Source organism: Maritimibacter fusiformis (genome assembly GCF_008086115.1).
Lineage (GTDB): Bacteria > Pseudomonadota > Alphaproteobacteria > Rhodobacterales > Rhodobacteraceae > Muriiphilus > Muriiphilus fusiformis.
The window spans coordinates 66,811-84,002 of the sequence record NZ_VSIY01000009.1 but is presented as its reverse complement, the minus strand read 5'-3'; the positions used below and the strand labels follow the sequence as shown (position 1 = coordinate 84,002).

The window sequence follows — 17,192 nt, the reverse complement described above, 5'->3', positions numbered from 1 at the left end:
GCACCGGAGGTGCGCGAGGGTCATCGGGCAACGCCCCCTCGCCGTCGTCGTCTGCAACCGCAGGCGAGGGCGGAACGGCGCGCTACCGGATCAGGTTGGGCCGAATCCGCAACCGCCGCCGCGCCTCCTGCGGCAGATGACGGTTGAGGCGGCGGTTGATCAGACCATACAGCCCGATCACGCCCAGCGTCAGCAGGATGAAATAGCCCGCGAGGATCGGGTAGGGCACGAAGGGGTTGAAGGTCTTGTCGGCGAAATAGCTGGCATAATACAGCGCGTCGCCGCGTTGCTGCCAGGCCGGAAAGCCCGAGAAGAACACCAGCGTGGTGGCGTGAAACAGAAAGATCGCCTCGTTGGTATAGGCGGGCCAGGCCAGCCGCAGCATGGTCGGAAAGGTGATCCGCCGGAACCTGTGCCAGCCCGAGATGCCATAGGCGTCGGCGGCCTCCAGATCGCCCTTGGGGATCGACTTGAGCGCGCCGTGAAAGATCTCGGCGGCATAGGCCGAGGTGTTGAGAAACAGCACGATCAGCGCCCCCAGCCAGGCCGAGGTCAGCACGTCCAGCGCCGGGTGGCTGCCCTTCATCGCCAAAAACACCGCATAGGCGAAAAAGAACTGGATGAAGAGGGGCGAGCCGCGGAACACGAAGACGAACCATTCCGCGGGTTTGCGCGTCAGCCGGCTGCGCGAGGATTTGCCGACCGCCACCAGCGTGGCCAGGAAGAACCCCGCCATCAGCGCCAGAACCCCGAAATAGATGTTCCAGATCATGCCCGAGCCGATCAGCGTGAATTGCTGGCACAGGGTGAAATCGGTGCGCGGCAACAGCCGCTCGCCGATCCCGATCGAGCGCAGCCCGTAGTCGGCGATGGTTTGCAGACAGGCGTTCATGCCCCGGCCTTTCGCAGCGCTTCGCCGGCAGCGGTGGCCTGCCCGTGGCTCAGCCGCCGGGTCAACCGGGCCAGCGCCTTTTCACTGACCCAGGTGAGCAGCAGGTAGAACACCAAAAGCGCCAGGAAATACCAGATCCGCCAGTCGCCATGCGGGTAGTCCGAGAACCGCGCCAGCTTGGTGCCACCAAGATCGCGCGCCCAGTAGACGATGTCCTCGACGCCCAGCAGGAACAAGAGCGGCGTCGCCTTGACCAGGATCATCCAAAGGTTGCCGAGGCCAGGCAGGGCGAAGATCCACATCTGTGGCACCAGGATGCGCCAGAACGCCTGGCGCTGGGTCATGCCATAGGCCTCGGCGGTCTCGATCTGGCCGCGCGGCACGGCGCGCATGGCACCATACAACACGTTGGCGGCAAAGGCGCCGAACACGATGGCGAAGGTCAGGACGGCAAGGAAAAAGCCGTAGGTCTCGTGCATCCATTGCGGGCTGGTCGACAGCGGCAACTTGGCCTCGGCGCAGACCACGAAATCGTTGCCCTGCCGGATCGGCGCGTCCCAGTCGGGGCATTTCACCTTGTGGCGCAGGTATTCGAAGCCCTGATCCAGTGCGATCACGAAGAACAGGAAAAACGCGATGTCGGGCACGCCGCGCACGATCGCGGTATAGCCCTTGCCGAACAGGCTGAGCGGCAGGAACCGCGAACGGGCCGCCGCCGCGCCGCCGAAACCGAACAACATCGCCACCGGCGCGGTGACCGCCAGCAGGATCAGCACCGTCCCGAACGAGCCATAGAAGGCCATGTGCTTGCCCGTGGTCAGGTAGCACGCCAGCCAGGTCAGGCCGTCAATCTGGGAGGGATCGGAGCAGAAGCCGAACATCGTGCAGGCCAGTGTCGGCCCCCCGCGCCGGGCGCGAGGGGCCGGGCGTGGCTCAGAACGTCGAGGCCACTTCCCACTTTTCGATCAGCGCATTGAGCGAGCCGTCATCCTTCATCGACTGGATCGCCGCGTCGAACTTGGCGCGCAGTTCGCCGTCGCTCTCGCGCAGGCCCATGCCGACGCCGCCGCCGATCATCTCCTCGCGCTCGAGCAGCACGAGGTCGGGGTCTTCCTCGGCGATCGGGGCAAGATAGGACTTGTCGGCCAGCACCGCGTCGGCTTCGCCCGAACGCACGGCGGCCACGGTGTCCTCGGGCGTCGGGAACTCGACCACGGTCCAGCCCTGTTCGGCCACGAAGGCGGCCTGGATGGTGCCGGTCTGGGCCGCGATCACCGCGCCGGCCACGTCGACATCATCCGACATCGCCAGGTAAGCGGACGGATCGGGCGGCGTGTAGGGCTGGGTGAAGTCGATCACCTCGTCGCGCTCGGGCGTGATCGACATGCCGGCGATGATGGTGTCGTAGTTGCCCGACACGAGGTTGGGGATGATCGAATCCCAGTCGTTGGTGACCCATTCGCAGGTCAGTTCGGCGCGCTTGCACAGCTCGTCGCCCAGCTCGCGCTCGAACCCGTCCACTTCGCCCTTGTCGTTGATGTAGTTCCACGGCTCATAGGCACCCTCGGTGCCCATGCGCACGGTCATGCCATGGCTCTCGGCATGGGCAAGCCCCGCCGTCAGCGCCAGTGCGGCAGTGGTCAGGATAAGTTTTCTCATTGGTTTCACTCCCTTGGTCAGTTTTTCAGTATTGAGCGCCGTGCGACAGGAACTGTTGCAGCCGCTCGGTTTGCGGATTGCCGAACACCGCCTCTGGCGGGCCCTCTTCCTCGATCTTGCCGAGATGCAGGAACACCACGTGGTCGGCGACATCGGCGGCAAGTCGCATGTCATGGGTGACGATTATCATGGTCCGCCCCTCGGTGGCGAGATCCTTGATGACCTTGATCACCTCTTGCTCAAGCTCGGGGTCGAGCGCCGATGTCGGCTCGTCGAACAACAGCGCGCGCGGCTCCATGCACAGCGCGCGCGCGATCGCGGCGCGCTGCTGCTGGCCGCCGGACAATTGCGCCGGCCAGGCCTCGCACTTGTCGCCGATGCCGACCTTGTCGAGATAGCCGCGCGCCGCCGCCTCGACCTCGGCCTTGTCGCGGCCCAGCACCGTCACCGGCGCTTCCATCACGTTTTGCAGGATCGACATGTGCGACCACAGGTTGAACTGCTGGAACACCATCGACAGGTTTGTTCGGATGCGGGTGACCTGGGCGCGGTCGGCGGGGTGGCGTCCGGCCCCTTCGCCGCGCCAGCGGATCGGTTCGCCCTCGAACAGAATTTCGCCCTGCTGGCTGTCCTCGAGCAGGTTTGCACAGCGCAACAACGTCGACTTGCCCGACCCGGATGAACCGATCAACGCGATCACGTGGCCGCGCGGCGCGGTCATGTCGACTCCCTTGAGAACCTCCAGATTGCCGAAGGACTTGTGGAGATCGCGGATCTCTATGACGGGTGGATCGGTGTCGGTCACGTCTGCCTGGCTGATTGCTCCGGGTTCGGAGTAGGGCGCAAATCGCGCCACATTGCAACGGGCAAATCGTTGACCCGGCGGCAGTTCTCAGCTTCGCGCGGCCTTCTGGCGCGCGATGTTCGAATCGCGATCCTCGATTCCCAGAAGGTTCGCCACCAGGCGCATCAGCGCGTTTTCCTCGTCGGCGCGCGCGCCGTCGGCCAGCACCACGCTCCAGGCGCTCTCGACCACCCGCAAACGCTGGTCATAGGGCACCGCGTCCTTGATCGCGCGGGTGAAGCGCACGGTATCGGGCGCCTCGGCCTCGAAGGCTTCCGCGGCATGGCGCAACTCGGTCGCCTCGGCCTGCGACAGGTGATAGCGCGCCGCCACGATCTGCTCGATCTCGTTGATCTCGACCGAGGCATAGTCGTGGTCCGACCGCGCGATGCGCACCAGCAGCGCGGTCAGCGCCAGGCGCGCGTCGCCGTCGTCCAGCGGTTCCGGGTCGGTGGCGAAAAGGGTGCTGAAAAGGCTCTCGAACATGCGGTGGATATAGGACCATTCGCGTCCGCTGCCAATCACTTCCGTGTCACCCGCCCGGCTGCGGCCCGTCATAGCCCTCGACGATCACGATATCGGCCGTCGAGACCGGGTCGCGCAGCGCCTTGGCCGCCTGGTAGCCGGTTGAGTGATAGCACTCCAGCGCCGCCTCGTAGGACGGGAACTCGATCACCACGTTGCGCGCCCGCGATGTGCCCTCGGGGGTTTCGAAATCCCCGCCCCGGACCAGGAATCGCGCGCCATATTCGGCAAACGGCCCGGCGTTGGCCTCGACGTATCTGCGGTATTGATCGGCGTCGGCCACATCGACCCGGCCGATCCAGTACCCCTTTGCCATTCTGTCCCCCCTAGCTGCGGTGGCGGTTGGCGATGCCATTGGCGTCGCCTTCGGCGATGCCCAGAGCGGTGGCGATCCGGCCCAGGAATCCCTCTTCCTCGGGTTTCAGCGCCCGGTCGGCCAATGAGACCTGCCACAGCGCGTCCAGAAGCGCGGCGCGCTCGGAATAGGGCACGGCCTTGTGCACCAGCGCGGTGAATTCGCTGCTGTCGGGCGCATCGGCGGCCAGGCGTTCGCAGTCGGCGCGCATCTTTGCGGCTTCGACCGGGTTGAGGTCGAAACGGCTGGCCAGGATGTTGTCGATCTTGACGATCTCCTCGAACGCGTAGTGCTGATCGGTCTTGGCCACCCGGACCAGAAGCGCCCCGACCGCAAGCCGCGCGTCCAGTTCCGGCAGCGGCTTGTCCGGCGCATGACCTGTCAGGCGTTGCAGAAATTCGGTGAACATCCCGTTGTCTCCCCCATGAGCGGAAAAACCCTAATGGCGGCGGGGCCACCGGGCAAGCGCGTTGATTTCGCGCGCGCGGGCGGCGCGGATCAGACCAGCCGTTCGATGTCCTTGGCAGCGCGCACGAAATCGGCGAACAGCGGGGCAGGGGCGAAGGGCTTGGATTTCAGCTCGGGGTGGAACTGCACGCCGATGAACCACGGGTGATCCTCCCACTCGACGATCTCGGGCAGGCGCCCGTCCGGCGACATGCCCGAGAACTTCAGCCCCTTGGCCTCAAGCGCCTCGCGGTAGCGGATGTCGACCTCGTAGCGGTGGCGGTGGCGTTCCTCGATCTCGGTCGCGCCGCCATAGATCTGCGACACCTTCGAGCCTTCGGCCAGCACCGCCGTATAGGCCCCCAGCCGCATCGTGCCGCCCTTGTCGTCGCTCGCCGACCGTTTCTCGGTGTAATTGCCGCGCACCCATTCCTTGAGGTGGTAAACCACGGGCGTGAAACGCTTTTTGCCGGTGTCGTGGTCGAATTCCTCGGACCCGGCATCGTCGATCCCGATCATGTTGCGGGCCGCCTCGATCACCGCAAGCTGCATCCCGAGGCAAATGCCGAGATAGGGGATCTTGCGTTCGCGGGCGAACTGCGCGGCGCGGATCTTGCCCTCGGTGCCGCGTTCGCCAAAGCCGCCGGGCACCAGGATGGCGTGGAAGCCCTCAAGCCAGGGCGCGGGGTCTTCACGCTCGAAAATCTCGGCGTCCACCCACTCCACCGAGACCTTGACCCGGTTGGCCATGCCGCCGTGGGTCAGCGCCTCGCGGATCGACTTGTAGGCGTCCTCGAGCTGCACGTATTTGCCGACGATGGCGACCTTCACCTCGCCCTCGGCGTTGTGGATGCGGTCCTGCACGTCGACCCAGCGGCTGAGGTCGGGTTTCGGCGCCGGGCTGATCTGGAAGGCATCCAGCACCGCCTGGTCCAGCCCCACGTTGTGATAGGCCATCGGCGCTTCGTAAATCGACTTGAGGTCATAGGCCGGGATCACCGCGTCCAGCCGCACGTTGCAGAACAGCGCGATCTTCTCGCGCTCCTTCTCGGGGATGGGATGCTCGGACCGGCACACCAGCACATCCGGCGCGATGCCGATCGAGCGCAGTTCCTTGACCGAGTGCTGGGTCGGCTTTGTCTTGAGCTCGCCCGAGGCGGCCAGGTAGGGCAAGAGCGTGAGGTGCATGAAGATGCACTCGCCGCGCGGGCGTTCCTGCGAGAACTGGCGGATCGCCTCGAAGAACGGCAGCGCCTCGATATCGCCGACCGTGCCGCCGATCTCGCACAGCATGAAATCGACCTCGTCGTCGCCTATGGCGATGAAATCCTTGATCTCGTTGGTGACGTGGGGAATGACCTGGATGGTCTTGCCGAGGTAATCGCCACGGCGCTCCTTCTCCAGCACGTTGGAATAGATGCGCCCGGAACTGACCGAGTCGGTGGCCCGCGCCGCCACCCCGGTGAAGCGTTCGTAGTGGCCCAGGTCAAGGTCGGTTTCCGCGCCATCGTCGGTGACGAAGACCTCGCCATGCTCGAACGGGCTCATCGTGCCGGGATCGACGTTCAGGTAGGGGTCGAGCTTGCGCAGCCGCACCGAGAAACCGCGCGCCTGCAACAACGCGCCCAGCGCCGCCGAGGTCAGCCCCTTGCCCAGCGAGGACACGACTCCGCCGGTGATGAAAACGTATCTTGCCATGTTCAGGCTGCCCCCGTGACTTTTGTTCTACGATGCCGGACCGCCCGAAAAGAATCGGCGCGAATCCACATCATCACGGGAGTTCAAGTTAACACGATACCCGGACCCCGCGCAACCGGACCGCAAGATGATGAGGCCGCTTTTCCCGGCGCGTCAAAGTGTTGTGGTTCGTGGCCGGGGCTGGCCCGTCCGATGGGTCGGGTTGCGTGGCGCTCTAGTCGGCGCGCGGCGGCGCCAGCGGCGCGTCGCCCGGCACCACCGGCGGCATCAGGTCGCCGACATCGGGCGTGGCCGGTGCCTCGGGGGTTGTGCTGTCCGGGGCCGCGGGCGTCTCGATCACCCGGTCGACCACCGAATCCGAGGCCGCGTTGCGGGCCGACACGATGGTCAGCGTGATCGAGGTGGTCAGGAACGCGATCGCCAGCAGCCATGTCACCTTGCCCAGCGCCGTCGCGGCACCGCGCGCCGACATGGCACCGCCGCCGCCACCGCCGATGCCAAGCCCGCCGCCCTCCGAGCGTTGCAAGAGCACGACGCCGATCAGGGACAGCGCGAGCAGCAGGTGGATGACGAGGATGACGTTTTCCATGAGGCGACCTTCGGCTTGCGCGACGGGGCGTATCTAGAAGCCTTGGCCGCGCACTGCAACCCCTCTGTGGCGCCGGGGCCGGAATATGCGCGCGCCCGGACTATTCGTCGACATCGTCCATGTCGGACTGGCCCGACAGCCGGCGGCGCACATGGCTCCAGCTCAGCCCGATTCCCAGCACGAGGCTGAGTGCGACCAGCCCGATCCAGGTGTTCCAGGTCGGGTTGCGGAAATCCAGCCATCCCAGGTCATAGGCCACCCAAAGCAGCGCCCCCACCAGCGCCAGCACCAGCACCATTCCGAACGGCCCGATCGAGCGCAGGGTGGCGCGCAGGTAGATGATGTAGCCGACCAGCAGCACCAGCCCGGTCAGCACCAGCACCGAGGTGGACGGGCCGTTGTCAGCGGTCAGCCAGCGCAGGAAATTCACTTGCGTCGGGTTGTAGGTTGCCGCCAGCAGAAGGAAGGCGAAAAGCCAGCGTATCGTGAAAGTGCCCATGTGCCCCGCCCAATGAATTCGTCCAAATGACCTTGGCGCCAGAATGACCTGTCGGATCGGGGCATGTCCAGTGCCGGGGGGCGGTTTTTGCGTCTGTTCCCGGCCAGTTGTCCCGGTCCCGCCGCTCTGCCCCGCGCCGCGCGGACACGTGGCTACCAAGGCCGCGCCGCACAACGCCAACTCCGCCCGCCCCGGCCCGTCGCGCGATTCGCCTCGAATGGCGGCATGTCCGCGCGCCCGGGGAACGCGCCGCGCAAGTTTGCGGTTTCACCCGCTGCCCCCCGCGTGTATAGAGCGGGCGTTTTTCCAACCGGAGGATGGCATGGCCAACGTGGTTGTCGTGGGCGCCCAGTGGGGCGACGAGGGCAAGGGCAAGATCGTGGATTGGCTCAGCGAGCGGGCCGATGTGATCTGCCGCTTTCAGGGTGGCCACAACGCCGGCCATACGTTGGTGATCGACGGCGAGGTGTTCAAGCTCAATGCGCTGCCCTCGGGCGTGGTGCGCGGCGGAAAATTGTCGGTGATCGGCAACGGCGTGGTGCTTGACCCCTGGCACCTGGTGCGCGAGATCGAGGCGATCCGGGGGCAGGGCGTCGAGATCAGCCCCGAAACCCTGATGATCGCCGAGAACACGCCCCTGATCCTGCCGTTTCACGGCGAGCTTGACCGGGCGCGCGAGGGTCAGGCCTCGGTTGCCAAGATCGGCACCACCGGGCGCGGCATCGGGCCGTGCTACGAGGACAAGGTCGGGCGCCGGGTGATCCGTGTGGCGGACCTCGCCGATCCGGCGACGCTGGCGCTTCGGGTCGACCGGGCGCTGGTGCATCACAACGCGCTGCGCGCAGGGCTCGGGCTGGATGCGATCGACCGCGACGCGCTGATCGCCGACCTCAACGCCATCGCGCCCGCGATCCTCGAATATGCCGCCCCGGTCTGGAAGGTGCTCAACGAGCAGCGCAAGGCCGGCAAGCGCATCCTGTTTGAGGGTGCGCAGGGGGCGCTTCTCGACATCGACTTCGGCACCTATCCCTATGTCACCTCGTCCAACGTGATCGCCGGGCAGGCCGCAACCGGCACCGGAGTCGGGCCGGGGGCAATCGACTTCGTGCTGGGGATCGTCAAGGCCTACACCACCCGGGTGGGCGAGGGGCCGTTCCCGACCGAGCTTGACGACGACGACGGCCAGCGGCTGGGCGAGCGCGGGCATGAATTCGGCACCGTCACCGGGCGCAAGCGCCGCTGCGGCTGGTTCGACGCGGTGCTGGTGCGCCAGACCTGCGCCACCTCGGGCGTCAACGGCATCGCGCTGACCAAGCTCGACGTGCTCGACGGCTTTGACGAGCTGAAGATCTGCACCGGCTACGAGCTGGACGGCCAGCACCTCGACCACCTGCCCACCGCCGCCGACCAGCAGGCCCGCGTCACACCGGTCTACGAGACGCTGGAGGGCTGGAGCGGCTCGACCGAGGGCGCGCGCAGTTGGGCCGACCTGCCGGCGGCGGCGGTCAAATACGTGCGCCGGGTCGAGGAGTTGATCGACTGCCCGGTGGCGCTGCTCTCGACCAGCCCCGAGCGCGAGGATACCATCCTCGTCACCGACCCGTTCGCCGACTGAGGAGGTCCGCATGGCCCTGTCGCTGAAAGCCCGCAAACGCCTGTCGATCCTCGTTCTGCTGGTCGGGCTGCCGATTTACATCATTCTGGCGGTGGGGATCGTGGCGATGTTCGACCGCCCGCCGATGTGGCTCGAACTCGGCCTCTACATCGTGCTGGGCTTTCTCTGGATGCTGCCCTTGCGCAAGCTGTTTCTCGGCGTCGCCCGTGCCGAGCAGGAGGGCGACGACGAGGGCTGACCCCGCGCACCGCCGTCACGGCATGAAAAAGGCCGGCCCGCGCAGCGCGTCGGACCGGCCCGGCAGCATTGCGTGGCGGCTCAGTCGTCGGGGTCGAGGAACCGGCTGGCCTCGCCCAGCACGAACTGGCCGCGCTTGACCTTTTCGATCCGGCCCTCGCGCAGCAGCGTGCCGAAGGCGCGCAGCGCGTCCTCGCGGCTGAGATCGGCGTCTGCGTTCATCACCAGCGTCATCAACTGCGGCCGGGTGACATTGGCGCGCCCGACCTCCTGGGTGACAAAGGCCATCGCGGCCTCGAGCAGTTCGACATCGCCCTCGGCATCGCTGTCGGCAAGATAGCGGCGGAAACCGTCGATCAGCGGGGCCTTGTCCGGCCCGTCCGAGCCGTCGGGTTGGTCGGAGATCGCGTCCTCGACCACCGACAGGTCCGGCGACAATGCCAGGTTGCCCTTGGTCACGCGGCGCGGGCGCACCTGCTGAGCGGCGGGCCGGGCGCGGTTTTCGCCCTGACCCTTGCCGGCGCCGTCGCCGTGCCCCGCGGTGTCGGCCGCCGCCTTCTCGTCGATGCGTTGCTCGGATACCAGGACCAGCGGCGCCATGCGGCGGCTGGTGCCGTCGCCACCGGGGCGGCGCGGCTGCACCACGCGGGCCAGGTCGTCGCGGTAGGCGTCGCGCGGATCGTCGTCGCTGCCGGTCTCGCCCGCGGCCTCGCGGTCGGCGCGGGTGGCCTGCACCGCCGCCTTGAGATGCTGGATCGCCGAACGCCGCCGGGTGGCCTCGCCGCTCTTGAGCTGGGTGTTGGTCTTTTCCAGGATGCGGTCGATGGCGACCTCGGTTTCGGACATGTCGACATCGTCGAATGCGGTGCGCGCCGGTTCCTTGCGCGCGGCGATCCGGTCGGCGGGCTCCTCCTCGGCCTCGATCGCAAGCGGATCGGCGGGGCCGGTGTGCGGCGCCTCGCGCGCCGCATCGGCCTCGACCTCGGCCAGTTCGGCGGCCAGTGCGGCCTCGTCCTCGTCCGAAAGCGTGCTGATCCCCGGCACCTCGATGGGCTTTTTCGCCTCCTCGGCGGTGGCGCGGCGCACCTTGACGACCCGCGCGACCGGGCGGCGCGGCTGCACCGCGGTCGCGGCAGTCTCGGTCCCGGCCTCGGTCGGGGCCTCTGCCACCGCGTCGGCCTCGGTCTCGGCTTCAACCACTGTTTCGGTTTCGGCAACGACGACGTCCTCGTCTTCGTCCGCGTCGTCAAATTCGGCCGCATCGGCCTCGTCCTCGTCGTCGAACGGTGCCGCGGCGATATCGTCTTCTTCTTCGTCCTGGTCCTCGTCCGCGATGGCCGCGCCTAGGTCACTGAACAGGCTGTCGTCCTCGTCGTCCGCCTGATCCTCGTCCTCGTCCATCGTTTCGGGGACAAGAACGGTTTCCTCCATCACGCGCGGGTGGCCGAGCGAGCCGAGCACGGCGGTGATCGCCGCATCGTCGTCGCCCGCCGCAAGGCCCGGCATATCCGCCGGTTCGTCTTCGGTATCGCTGTCGTCCTCGGCCGCAGCGGCGACCGCCGGCCCGGCAAAGGTGTCCTCGTCGTCCGGCGCATAGGCTGCGACCTCGGCGGCTGCCGCGGCGGCGTGATCTGCCGCGTCGTCTTCGGCATCCGCCGTGGTGACCGGCGCGTCGTCTTCGGCGTTCTCGATGTGCGTGGGCGCATCCTCTGCGGCGGCGTCCTCGTCGATGTCCGCGAAGGCGGTCTCGATCGGGGTGTCGACGAAGAACGCCTCGGCGTGTTCGTCCTCGGCGTAATCCGCCTCCGACCGGGCCGTGACGGCGCGGATGCGTGCGAGCTTGTCGGAAAAGCTGGCCGGCTCGGTGCGTGTCTCGGGGGCGGGGGCACGGGCGCTGTCGGGGGCTGTCTCGGGGCGAGGGGCCGTGGCAGGGTCGGCGGGCGCCTGCGTTCCGGCTGCCGGGCGCAGCACGATGCCCGTGTCCGACACGCGCGATTCGACCCGGCGCTGGATCTCGCGCTCGGCGATGCGGTGCAGCATTTCGGCATCCGGGGTCGGCGGCTCCGCCCCGAAGTACCGGTCGTCCGCCGCCAGGTCGCGGAAATATTCCGCGATGGATTTCATCGTCGAGAACGGCTCGTCAAAGCCCTCCAGCGTGCAACTGAAGGTGCCGTATGAGACCGTCAGAATCCTGTTTGCGTTCACCATGGCCCACTCACTTTCCGCCCGCCAAATTTCACATACCCAGCCACTGCAGAAAATGTTCTACCATGCGAGGTCTCTCGAAATTGAACAAAACCACGATTTTCGCGGTATTTTTTCGCGGCGGGAATGTGGATTGTTTCTCGATATGGAACAGTGTGCGCCATGATTGACGGACTTTCGCGGTTTTCGGCCAATGTTACCCTTCTGGGCGGAGGTGAGCTTACACCGGCAACTGTTTCCGAGTTGTTGAGGCGCGCGCCGATTCTGGTGGCCTGCGACGGGGCGGCGCGCCATGCGCTGGGGCTGGGCCACGTGCCGCGCCTGGTGGTGGGTGACATGGACAGCCTCGACGACGAGACCCGCGCCGGGTTCGACCCCGCGACGCTGATCGAGATCACCGAGCAGGAGACCACGGACTTCGAAAAGGCGCTGCTCCATATCGAGGCGCCGGTGATCCTGGGGGTGGGCTTCACCGGCGGGCGGCTCGACCATGAGCTTGCCTGCTACAACGCGCTGGTGCGCCACCCGGACAAGCGCTGCATCCTGGTGGGTGGCGAGGACATCTGCTTTCACGCCCCCGCGCGCGTGTCGCTCGACCTTGCCCCCGGCACCCGGGTGTCGCTGTTTCCGATGGCCGAGGTCGGTGTCACCGCTTCCGGGCTGGAATGGCCGCTGGACGGGCTGCGGCTGGCGCCATGGGGGCGGGTCGGCACTTCGAACCGTGCTGTTGCCGGGCCAGTCGAGATCACGCCGGACGCCACCGGCCTTCTGGTGATCCTGCCGCGCGCCGCGCTGGATGCAGCGATTGCCGCGATCAGCAGTTCGGCACGTTGACCGCCAGCCCGCCCAGCGCGGTCTCCTTATACTTCTCGCTCATGTCGCGCCCGGTCTCGAACATCGCCTTGATGCAGTTGTCGAGCGGCATGAAATGGCTGCCGTCGCCGCGCAGCGCCAGGGCTGCGGCGCTGACCGCCTTGATCGCGCCCAGCCCGTTGCGTTCGATGCAGGGCACCTGAACCAGCCCCTTGACCGGGTCGCAGGTCATGCCGAGGTGATGCTCCAGCGCGATCTCGGCGGCGTTCTCGACCTGCGCCGGGGTTGCGCCCGACACCGCCGCAAAGCCCGCCGCGGCCATCGCGGCGGCCGAGCCGACCTCGGCCTGGCATCCCGCCTCGGCCCCCGAGATCGAGGCGTTGTGCTTGATCACCCCGCCGATCGCCGCGGCCGTCATCAGAAACTCCGGCACCCGCGCGCGCGCCGCCCCCGGCACATGGTCGAGCCAGTAGCGGATCACCGCAGGCACCACGCCCGCCGCCCCGTTGGTGGGCGCCGTCACCACCTGGCCGCCGGCCGCGTTCACCTCGTTCACCGCCATCGCATAGACCGACATCCATTCGTTCGCGATATGCGGGGCGGCGATGTTCAGCCCCTGTTCGGCGCGCAGCTTGTCGTGGATCGCGCGCGCCCGGCGCTTGACCCCCAGCCCGCCCGGCAACACGCCGTCACCCGCCAGCCCGCGGTCGATGCATTCATCCATCACCTGCCAGATCCGCATCAGCCGCTTGTCGATCTCGGTGGCGCTCATGTGGATACGCTCATTGGCGCGTTTCATCGCGGCGATGGACAGGCCCGAGGCCTCGGCCATCGTCAGCATCTCGGCGGCGGTCTCGAACGGGTAGGGGTGCGGCGAAGGGCCTGTGGGTTTGTCCGGCACCGCCGCCAGATCGGCCTCGGTCACGACGAAACCACCGCCGATCGAGAAATAGGTCTCCTGCACGATCACGTCGCCCTGGGCATCCAGCGCCATCAGCCGCAGCCCGTTGGGGTGGCCGGGCAGGGTCGTGTCATAGTCGAACACCAGGTCGCGCGCAGGATCGAAGGCCAGCACCGGCAGGCCCTCGGGCATGACCGTGTTCTGCGAGAAGATGCGCGCCAGTTCGCGCTCGGCGGCCTCGGCGTCGTAATTCTCCGGCTCGAAACCTGAAAGCCCCAGGATCACCGCCCGGTCGGTGGCATGGCCGACGCCGGTGAAGGCGAGCGAGCCGTGCAGCACCGCGCGCAACCCGTGGGCGGAAAAGCCCGTGCCGCGCAGCTGGTCGAGAAACCGCGCCGCCGCCACCATCGGCCCCATCGTGTGCGACGAGGACGGGCCGATGCCGACCTTGAACATCTCGAATACCGACAGAAACATGCGCGCGTCTCCGGTTGTGTGCAGCGATCTTGCCTGATTTGGCGGGCAGGGTCGTGTCAAAACCGACCTATTGCAGCCGGTTCAGTCGGGCCGGGTCAGGATGAAGGTCGCGGCTCCGCCCAGGCAGAACGCCTGCACCGCCAGCACCCAGCCCGGCATGCCGACGATCAGGCTGATGGCAAACACCAGCCCCATCATCGCCACCGCCAGCGTCTTGGCCCGGGCCGAGATCGCGCCGCGGTCTTCCCAGTCGCGGATCGGCGGGCCGAATTGCGGGTGGTTCTCCAGCCACAGCCGCAGGCGCGGCGACGAGCGGCTGAACGAGAACGCCGCGACCAGCAGGAACGGCGTGGTTGGCAGGCCCGGCAACACCACCCCGATCAGCCCCAGCGCCACCGCCACCCAGCCGAACGCGAACCAGAGCATGCGTGTCATGGCCATTCCTCAGATCGTCCCGGGCATGCGTGCGCCCCGGGCAGACCGCAACGCAAGGCGCGTCGGCGGTGCGGCGGCGCGGGTGGTCCAGTCCTTGCTGGAACGTCGAGGGGTCCATGGCATCGGCATGGCACGAACTTAGGCCCCCCGGCAGGCGGGCGCAATGGACCGGTCCGCGCGTCTCTGCCGCACCCCGGCCCGAAACCCCCTCGCACCGGGGCGCGATTGTTCCTATAAGCGGCGAAATCTTGATCTTGTGGGGAATCGTGTGATGTCTGCCAACCTGTCTCCGATCGACACCGCCAAATTCGTCGCCGCCAAACGTGCCGTCGATTTCATCGAGGACGGGATGCGCGTCGGCCTCGGAACCGGCTCGACCGCTGCCTGGATGGTGCGCTGCCTGGGCGAGCGCATCCGCGAGGAGGGGCTGAAGATCACCGGCGTGCCGACCTCGTCGCGCACCGCCGAACTGGCCCGGCAGGTCGGCGTCAAGGTCATCAGCCTCGATGAGGCGCGCTGGCTCGATCTCACCATCGACGGGGCCGACGAGTTCGACGCCGATCTGAACCTCATCAAGGGCGGCGGCGGCGCGCTGTTGCAGGAAAAGATCGTCGCGACCGCCTCCGACATGATGATCGTGATCACCGACCCGTCGAAACAGGTCGAACACCTGGGCGCCTTTCCCCTGCCGGTCGAGGTGGTGCCGTTCGGCTGGCAGACCACCAAGGCGCTGATCGAGGAAAGCCTCGGCTCGCTCGACGTGCTGGGCCAGACCGGCACGCTGCGCATGAACGGCGATGCGCCCTTCGTCACCGACGAGGGCAACCATATCGTCGATCTGCATCTCCAGCGCATCGGCGATCCGCGAAAGCTGAGCCTGGTCTTGAACCAGATCCCCGGGGTGGTCGAGAACGGCCTCTTCATCGACATCTGCGACAAGGTGGTGATCGGCCACCAGGATGGCCGGGTCGAGGTGACCGACATCAACGAGGGCAGCCATCACGAAGGCCGCATCGAGTTCGCCGAGACCGACAACATCTTCGCCGATATCTGAGGGGGGCGTGATGGACGAGGTGTTCGAAGTAGCGCCGGGGCCGCGGCGCGCGATGATCTTGCGGGTCGGTCTCTATACTGTGGTGGCGGCGGGCGCGCTGTGGCTCTGGCTTCAGGGCGGCTCGGCCCTGTGGCTGGGTCTGACCGGGCTGGCCGGCGGGCTGGCGGTGGCGGCGCTGATCACGCTGGCGCGGCGGCGCTATGTCGCCAAGGTCGATGCCAGGGGCGTCACCGTCTGCCTGAACTGGGGGCGCGAGATGCACGCCGGCTGGGGCGAGATCGAGGCCCACACCATTGACCCGGCACGGCGCATGGGCACGCTTCTGGTGCGCGCGGGCAAGGGCGGACGGGTTCGGATCCTGCCGGTGTCGAGCGGGATGATGGGCCGCGAGGCGACCGAGCGGTTCCTCGCCCGCCTCAAGGACCGCCTGCCAAACATCGAATACCGCGTGCCCCGCCTCGGCGCGGGTGCGGGTGGCAAGACAGGCGGCAAGATGGGCGTGAAGACAGATGCCAAGGCGGGCAAGGCCGCCAACAAGAACAGCGGCATGAAAGGATGACGATGGCGGATTTCGACTATGACCTCTTCGTGATTGGCGGCGGCTCGGGCGGGGTGCGCGCCGGGCGGATGGCGGCCGAGACCGGCGCCAAGGTGGCGCTGGCCGAGGAGTTCCGCATGGGCGGCACCTGCGTCATTCGCGGCTGCGTGCCGAAAAAGCTGATGGTGTTCGCCAGCCAGTATGGTGCGGCCGCGTCGGCAGCGCGCGATTACGGCTGGGACTTCGAGGGCGCCGCCTTCGACTGGAGCCGCTTTCGCCCGCGCCTTCATGCCGAGCTTGAACGCCTCGAAGGCATCTACCGCACCAACCTTGGCCGTGCCGGCGCCGAGATCTTCGACGCCCGCGCCACCGTCACGGACCCGCACACCGTCGCGCTGTCGACCGGCGAGAGCTTTACCGCCAAGCACATCCTGATCGCCACCGGCGGCGTGCCCTATCTGCCGGGCGCGCCGGGCGTCGAGCTGGGCATCACCTCGAACGAGGTGTTCGACCTCGAAACCTTCCCCGAGCGCATCCTGATCGTCGGCGGCGGCTATATCGCCTGCGAATTCGCCGGCATCTTCCAGGGCCTCGGCGCGCATGTGGCGCAATGGTATCGCGGCGCGCAGATCCTGCGCGGCTTCGACGGCGAGGTGCGCGGTCACCTGGCCGAGATCATCCGCGATTCCGGCGTCGACCTGCACGTCGGCCTCGAGGTCGAGCGCATGGAGCGGCGCGACGGGCGCATCTGGGTCAAGGGCACAGACGGGCGCGAGGACGTGTTCGACCAGGTGCTGCTGGCCACCGGGCGCCATCCCAACACCAAGGGCCTGGGGCTGGCCGAGGCCGGCGTCAAGCTGGGCCGCTGGGGCCAGGTCATCGTCGACGACTACGGCCAGACCTCGGTGCCCTCGATCTTCGCGGTCGGCGACGTGACCGACCGCATCACCCTCACTCCGGTGGCGATCCGCGAGGGCGCGGCCTTCGTGGAGACCGTGTTCAAGGGCAACCCGACCAAACCCGACCACGACCTCGTGCCCTCGGCGGTGTTCACCCAGCCGGAATACGGCGCCGTCGGCCTGACCGAGGAAGAGGCCCGCGACCGCGAGCCGGTGGATATCTACTGCGCCGCCTTTCGGCCGATGCAAAAAAGCTTTATCGACCGCAAGGAACGAGTCCTGTTCAAGCTGATCGTCAGCCAGGCCACGCAGAAGGTGCTGGGCTGTCACATCGTCGCGGACGGGGCCGGGGAAATGATCCAGCTCGCCGCCGTGGCGGTCAAGATGGGCGCGACCAAGGCCGACTTCGACGCGACCGTGGCGGTGCATCCGACCATGGCCGAGGAAATCGTGCTTATGAAACAACCGATCCGATCACATTGAGCGGGTTGAAATCCTGGTGGCATTGCC

Annotated in this window: 19 protein-coding genes; 6 read left to right on the top strand and 13 right to left on the bottom strand. The window is 67.3% G+C overall.

Annotated elements, in window-relative coordinates; all coding sequences use genetic code 11:
* Positions 1-82: 82 nt before the first annotated feature.
* The 10 genes from FVF75_RS11025 to FVF75_RS10980 all read right to left on the bottom strand — a co-directional run bounded on the left by FVF75_RS11025 (position 83) and on the right by FVF75_RS10980 (position 7,508).
* A complete protein-coding gene (locus FVF75_RS11025) occupies positions 83-892 on the bottom strand; it encodes an ABC transporter permease (protein WP_148378037.1) in 810 nt (269 codons plus the stop codon).
* Positions 889-1,773, bottom strand: coding sequence for an ABC transporter permease (locus tag FVF75_RS11020; protein ID WP_148378036.1), 885 nt, complete (start codon positions 1,771-1,773; stop codon positions 889-891). Before FVF75_RS11020 ends, FVF75_RS11025 begins: the two co-directional genes overlap by 4 nt.
* Before the next feature lie 52 nt (positions 1,774-1,825).
* Positions 1,826-2,551 (bottom strand): transporter substrate-binding domain-containing protein, encoded by a 726-nt coding sequence (locus FVF75_RS11015; RefSeq protein ID WP_148378035.1) that lies wholly within the window; start codon positions 2,549-2,551, stop codon positions 1,826-1,828.
* 25 nt (positions 2,552-2,576) lie between these two features.
* The gene (locus FVF75_RS11010; protein ID WP_166130958.1) at positions 2,577-3,356 is read right to left on the bottom strand and encodes an ABC transporter ATP-binding protein; all 780 of its coding nucleotides are present in this window, start codon (positions 3,354-3,356) and stop codon (positions 2,577-2,579) included.
* Between the two features lie 87 nt (positions 3,357-3,443).
* Positions 3,444-3,881, bottom strand: coding sequence for a tellurite resistance TerB family protein (locus tag FVF75_RS11005; RefSeq protein WP_148378034.1), 438 nt, complete (start codon positions 3,879-3,881; stop codon positions 3,444-3,446).
* 46 nt (positions 3,882-3,927) lie between these two features.
* On the bottom strand, positions 3,928-4,236 hold the full coding sequence (locus tag FVF75_RS11000) for a DUF1330 domain-containing protein (protein WP_148378033.1): 309 nt from the start codon (positions 4,234-4,236) through the stop codon (positions 3,928-3,930).
* Between the two features lie 10 nt (positions 4,237-4,246).
* Positions 4,247-4,684 (bottom strand): tellurite resistance TerB family protein, encoded by a 438-nt coding sequence (locus tag FVF75_RS10995; protein WP_148378032.1) that lies wholly within the window; start codon positions 4,682-4,684, stop codon positions 4,247-4,249.
* 89 nt (positions 4,685-4,773) lie between these two features.
* Complete coding sequence (locus FVF75_RS10990; protein WP_148378031.1) at positions 4,774-6,420, bottom strand: CTP synthase; 1,647 nt, start codon at positions 6,418-6,420, stop codon at positions 4,774-4,776.
* 214 nt (positions 6,421-6,634) lie between these two features.
* Positions 6,635-7,009: a preprotein translocase subunit SecG gene (gene secG, locus FVF75_RS10985; protein ID WP_148378030.1), complete on the bottom strand. Its 375-nt coding sequence runs from the start codon at positions 7,007-7,009 to the stop codon at positions 6,635-6,637.
* Between the two features lie 100 nt (positions 7,010-7,109).
* Positions 7,110-7,508, bottom strand: a complete 399-nt coding sequence (locus FVF75_RS10980) for a DUF6524 family protein (RefSeq protein WP_148378029.1) — start codon at positions 7,506-7,508, stop codon at positions 7,110-7,112.
* Between the two features lie 322 nt (positions 7,509-7,830).
* Here FVF75_RS10980 and FVF75_RS10975 point away from each other — a divergent pair, with 322 nt between their 5' ends.
* Positions 7,831-9,123 carry an adenylosuccinate synthase gene (locus tag FVF75_RS10975; protein ID WP_148378028.1) on the top strand — a complete coding sequence of 431 codons (1,293 nt, stop codon included), beginning with the start codon at positions 7,831-7,833 and terminating at the stop codon, positions 9,121-9,123.
* Positions 9,124-9,133: 10 nt separating this feature from the next.
* A complete protein-coding gene (locus FVF75_RS10970) occupies positions 9,134-9,361 on the top strand; it encodes a DUF2842 domain-containing protein (RefSeq protein WP_148378027.1) in 228 nt (75 codons plus the stop codon).
* 80 nt (positions 9,362-9,441) lie between these two features.
* Here FVF75_RS10970 and FVF75_RS10965 read toward each other — a convergent pair whose 3' ends face one another.
* A complete protein-coding gene (locus FVF75_RS10965; RefSeq protein ID WP_148378026.1) occupies positions 9,442-11,568 on the bottom strand; it encodes a hypothetical protein in 2,127 nt (708 codons plus the stop codon).
* 159 nt (positions 11,569-11,727) lie between these two features.
* Here FVF75_RS10965 and FVF75_RS10960 point away from each other — a divergent pair, with 159 nt between their 5' ends.
* On the top strand, positions 11,728-12,399 hold the full coding sequence (locus FVF75_RS10960; protein ID WP_148378025.1) for a thiamine diphosphokinase: 672 nt from the start codon (positions 11,728-11,730) through the stop codon (positions 12,397-12,399).
* Here FVF75_RS10960 and FVF75_RS10955 read toward each other — a convergent pair.
* Both FVF75_RS10955 and FVF75_RS10950 read right to left on the bottom strand, forming a co-directional pair.
* Positions 12,380-13,756: an L-serine ammonia-lyase gene (locus tag FVF75_RS10955; protein ID WP_148378024.1), complete on the bottom strand. Its 1,377-nt coding sequence runs from the start codon at positions 13,754-13,756 to the stop codon at positions 12,380-12,382. The two genes, FVF75_RS10960 and FVF75_RS10955, sit on opposite strands and share 20 nt — an antisense overlap.
* A gap of 81 nt (positions 13,757-13,837) precedes the next feature.
* On the bottom strand, positions 13,838-14,191 hold the full coding sequence (locus FVF75_RS10950; RefSeq protein WP_148378023.1) for a YbaN family protein: 354 nt from the start codon (positions 14,189-14,191) through the stop codon (positions 13,838-13,840).
* A gap of 271 nt (positions 14,192-14,462) precedes the next feature.
* Here FVF75_RS10950 and rpiA point away from each other — a divergent pair, with 271 nt between their 5' ends.
* The 3 genes from rpiA to gor are packed head-to-tail and all read left to right on the top strand — an operon-like array spanning position 14,463 to position 17,165.
* On the top strand, positions 14,463-15,245 hold the full coding sequence (rpiA, locus tag FVF75_RS10945) for a ribose-5-phosphate isomerase RpiA (protein WP_148378022.1): 783 nt from the start codon (positions 14,463-14,465) through the stop codon (positions 15,243-15,245).
* A gap of 10 nt (positions 15,246-15,255) precedes the next feature.
* Complete coding sequence (locus FVF75_RS10940; protein WP_148378021.1) at positions 15,256-15,804, top strand: hypothetical protein; 549 nt, start codon at positions 15,256-15,258, stop codon at positions 15,802-15,804.
* Positions 15,805-15,806: 2 nt separating this feature from the next.
* A complete protein-coding gene (gene gor / locus FVF75_RS10935) occupies positions 15,807-17,165 on the top strand; it encodes a glutathione-disulfide reductase (protein WP_187393049.1) in 1,359 nt (452 codons plus the stop codon).
* Positions 17,166-17,192: the final 27 nt, after the last annotated feature.